The 501-nt window shown below is 34.7% G+C and carries 1 protein-coding gene; it reads right to left on the bottom strand.

Features of this window, described 5'->3' with window-relative positions; translation table 11 throughout:
• On the bottom strand, positions 1–466 hold a 466-nt coding region (locus ACFSQJ_RS14115; RefSeq protein ID WP_377767619.1), incomplete at its 3' end, for an HNH endonuclease.
• Positions 467–501: the final 35 nt, after the last annotated feature.

The raw sequence follows: 501 nt of genomic DNA, 5'->3' as shown, positions 1-501 counted from the left end.
TCATATTGATTCTGTTCTTTTCGTTTTTCAACTGGCGTTTAATGATTTTCACTTTTCCCTCGTTTAGTTTTCCGATTTTTTTACCTCTTTTTTGCACAACTTTTTCCCAATTCGGATTGTTGAATTGGTGAATTTCCTTTTCTCTTTTGGTTGCCCATTTTAGGTTTTCCACTCGATTGTCGGTTTTATCATAATTCAGATGGATGACATAAATTCCGTCGTTCTGTTCAAGAAAATGTTCTGCCACAAGTTTGTGCACGTATCTGCTGGTCGATTTTCCGTTCCGTTTTTGTTTTAGCGGAAGATTTTGGTATCCATTTATGTATGATTTTTTAACTTCAAATTCGGTTTCGCCTTTACAGTTTAAAATTCGACCGTAATTTGAGATTTTGAACTGTTCAATATCGGCAATTCCTTCGTCAAATTCCACGTCTTTCCATTCTTCATTCCAATAGTTTCTTATCATCCTAAATGTTTTTCTCAAATGCACTACAACGGTTT

The organism is Croceitalea marina, assembly GCF_042684265.1.
Lineage (GTDB): Bacteria > Bacteroidota > Bacteroidia > Flavobacteriales > Flavobacteriaceae > Croceitalea > Croceitalea marina.
Note: the sequence above shows the minus strand (reverse complement) of the source record. Positions and strands in the feature narration are given on the sequence as shown.